Source organism: Spirillospora sp. NPDC046719, from assembly GCF_040645715.1.
GTDB lineage: Bacteria > Actinomycetota > Actinomycetes > Streptosporangiales > Streptosporangiaceae > Spirillospora.
The window spans coordinates 1-3586 of record NZ_JBEYYT010000683.1; the positions used below are offsets into that span (position 1 = coordinate 1).

Annotated in this window: 1 protein-coding gene and 1 riboswitch; the gene reads right to left on the bottom strand. The window is 74.2% G+C overall.

Going from position 1 to position 3586, the window contains the following annotated elements:
• Positions 1–74 precede the first annotated feature (74 nt).
• A complete protein-coding gene (gene gcvP, locus ABZ914_RS48560; RefSeq protein WP_500201385.1) occupies positions 75–2951 on the bottom strand; it encodes an aminomethyl-transferring glycine dehydrogenase in 2877 nt (958 codons plus the stop codon).
• Between the two features lie 172 nt (positions 2952–3123).
• A riboswitch (glycine riboswitch) is annotated at positions 3124–3218 on the bottom strand.
• Positions 3219–3586: the final 368 nt, after the last annotated feature.

Sequence of the window (3586 nt, forward strand, 5' to 3'; positions counted from 1 at the left end):
CGGAGCTCTAGCGGAGCGCGAAACAGCCCGCCCGTCGCAACGGGGGTTCCAGGGGGTCGCCCCCCTGGAAAGATTCAGTCCTCGAACGCCTCCGGCGGGGGGCAGGAGCAGACGAGGTTGCGGTCGCCGTAGGCCTGGTCGATGCGGCGGACCGGGGGCCAGTACTTGGTCTCGCGGAGCGCGGGGACGGGGTAGGCGGCCTCGTCGCGGGTGTAGGCGTGCTTCCAGTCGTCGGAGACGAGGCAGGCGGCGGTGTGCGGGGCGTTCTTGAGCGGGTTGTCCTCGCGGTCGTAGCCGCCGTCGGCGACGCGCTGGATCTCCCGGCGGATCTCGATCATGGCGTCGCAGAACCGGTCGAGCTCGGCGAGGTCCTCGGACTCGGTGGGCTCGATCATCAGGGTGCCGGCGACGGGGAAGGAGAGCGTCGGGGCGTGGAAGCCGTAGTCGATGAGGCGCTTGGCGACGTCCTCGGCGGTGATGCCGGTCTCCTTGGTGATCTTGCGGAGGTCGGCGATGCACTCGTGGGCGACGAGGCCGTTGCGGCCGGTGTAGAGGATCGGGTAGTGCGGGCCGAGGCGGGCGGCGAGGTAGTTGGCGCCGATGATGGCGCCCTCGGTCGCGGCGCGCAGGCCGTCCGGGCCCATCATCGCGATGTACGCCCAGGAGATCGGCAGGATGCCCGCGGAGCCCCACGGCGCGGCGGAGATCGGGCCGACGCCGGTGCCGGCGGGGCCGGCCTCCTCGCGGAGCGGGTGGTTCGGCAGGAACGGGGCGAGGTGCTCGCGGACGCCGATGGGTCCGACGCCGGGGCCGCCGCCGCCGTGCGGGATGCAGAAGGTCTTGTGCAGGTTGAGGTGGGAGACGTCGGAGCCGAACTCGCCGGGGCGGGCGAGGCCGACGAGGGCGTTGAGGTTGGCGCCGTCGACGTAGACCTGGCCGCCGGCGGCGTGGACGGCGGCGCACACGTCGGTGATCGACTCCTCGAACACGCCGTGCGTGGACGGGTACGTCACCATGATCGCGGCGAGCCGGTCGCCGTGCTTTTCGATCTTGGCGTGCAGGTCGTCGAGGTCGACGTTGCCGCCCTCGTCGCACTTGACGACGACGACGCGCATGCCCGCCATGACGGCGCTGGCGGCGTTGGTGCCGTGCGCCGAGGACGGGATGAGGCACACGTCGCGGTGCTCGTCGCCGCGGGAGGCGTGGTAGCCGCGGATGGCGAGGAGGCCGGCCAGCTCGCCCTGGGACCCGGCGTTCGGCTGGACGGACACCTTGGCGTACCCGGTGATCTCGGCGAGGGCGTCCTCCAGCTCGCGGATCAGCTCGAGGTAGCCGGCGGCCTGGTCGACCGGCGCGAACGGGTGGAGGTTCGCGAACTCGGGCCAGGTGATCGGCTCCATCTCGGCGGTGGCGTTCAGCTTCATCGTGCAGGAGCCGAGCGGGATCATCGAGCGGTCGAGCGCGATGTCCTTGTCCTGGAGCCGGCGCAGGTAGCGCAGCATGGCGGTCTCGGAGCGGTGCGCGTGGAAGACCGGGTGGCTGAGGTAGGGGCTCTCGCGGCGCAGGCCGTCGGGGATGGCCTCCTCGGCGCCGCCGATCTCGGCGGGCACGCCGAACGCCTCGAGGACGGCGGTGACGTGCTCGGGGAGCGTCGTCTCGTCGCAGGCGACGGCGACGTGGTCGGCGCCGGAGGGCCGCAGGTTGATCCCGCGCTCGCGGGCGGCCGCGACGACCTCGGCGGCGCGGCCGGGGACGCGGGCGAGGACGGTGTCGAAGAACGCGCCGTGGACGACCTCGACGCCGCCGGCGCGCAGGCCCGCGGCGATCTCGGCGGCGCGGCGGTGCGTCCGCTGGGCGATCGCGGCGAGGCCCTCGGGGCCGTGGTAGACGGCGTACATGCTCGCCATGACGGCGAGGAGGACCTGCGCGGTGCAGATGTTGCTGGTGGCCTTCTCGCGGCGGATGTGCTGCTCGCGGGTCTGCAGGGCGAGGCGGTACGCGGTGGCGCCGTCGGCGTCGACGGACACGCCGACGAGGCGTCCGGGCAGCTGCCGCTGGATGCCCTCGCCGACCGCCATGTAGCCGGCGTGCGGGCCGCCGAACCCGTACGGGACGCCGAACCGCTGCGCGGAGCCCACGGCGATGTCGGCGCCGGACTCCGCCGGCGGCCGCAGCAGGGTCAGGGCGAGCAGATCGGCGGCGACGACGACCTTCGCGCCGCGCTCGTGCGCCTGCGCGGTGAGCGGCTCCAGGTCGCGGACGGCGCCGGACGCGCCCGGGTACTGCAGCAGGACGCCGAAGAAGTCGCCGTCGGGCAGCCCGGCGGACAGGTCGGCGACGGCGACGTCGATGCCGAGCGGGACCGCCCGGGTCCGCACGACCTCGATCGTCTGCGGGAGCGCGTCGGCGTCGACCAGGAACGTCCCGGGCTCCTTGCGCTTGGACACCCGGTGCGCGAGCGCCATGGCCTCGGCGGCGGCGGTGCCCTCGTCCAGCATGGAGGCGTTGGCGACCGGCAGGCCGGTCAGGTCGGACACGACCGTCTGGAAGTTCAGCAGCGCCTCGAGGCGGCCCTGCGAGATCTCCGGCTGGTACGGGGTGTACGCGGTGTACCAGCCCGGGTTCTCCAGGACGTTGCGCAGGATCACGCCCGGCGTGATCGTCCCGTGGTAGCCGAGGCCGATCATCGAGGTGAGGACGGTGTTGCGGGACGCCAGCTCGCGCAGCCGGGCCAGCGCGGCGGTCTCGCTCAGCGCGGGCGGCAGCTCCAGCGGCCGGGACGTGCGGATCGCCGCCGGGACGGCGTCGTCGATCAGCGCCTCCGCGCCGGAGTAGCCGATGGCGGCCAGCATCCGGGCCCGCTCGTCCGGGGACGGGCCGACGTGCCGGTCGGCGAACGTGGAACGGGGGTGCTGCGGCGAGGCCACGGGGGCGAAGAACTGGGCGGTCATGGAGAGCCTCCTGGCTGCTGCGGTCGCTCAGGGCCGCCGCCGGCAACGGGCCGGCGGCCGGTCTCCCCCTCTGTCATCGGCACCTGAGAGCTTCCCCCGCCGGGCGGGATTTCCCCTTCGGTGAGCCGCCCCTCCCCCGGTCGGGGGATCGGCGCCTGCTTTCCAGAGGTGCCTCGTCCGCGCGGTCCTTTTGCCTGAGAGGTTCCGGGGAGGTTGCCCCTTCGGCGCCCCACGCTGGCCGCATGGGGTCTCTCCCGCGCAGGGTCGACGGCATGTCCGGAACAAACCCTACCCAACCATCGCCCGCGCGATCGTCGCGCGGGGCCGCGAACCGCCGCAACGGCGGCGCGTCCCGGCGCGCGGAACCGGGGTGATGGACGGTCCGGGCATCTACCGGCAAGTACGATGTGCACAGCTCACCGGGGCGGGCCGCGGGCCGCGCGGCCACCGGGCGGGACGGGCGCGGCGCCGTCCGCACGGCCGGCCGGACGGGGGCCGCGTTGGCGGCGCGCCGCCGGGCCTGGGACCCTGATCACCATGGCGGACGGTCAGGGCGGCGGTTCGGCGTGACACAGACACACGGCGGGGCGGTGCGCCCCGCGCCGGGCGCGACCCCCCGCCTCCCCCAGGACGAG

Coding starts and splice junctions, on each gene's coding strand:
- gcvP (WP_500201385.1), bottom strand. CDS start 2,951: ATGACCGCCCAGTTCTTCGCCCCCGTGGCCTCGCCGCAGCACCCCCGT.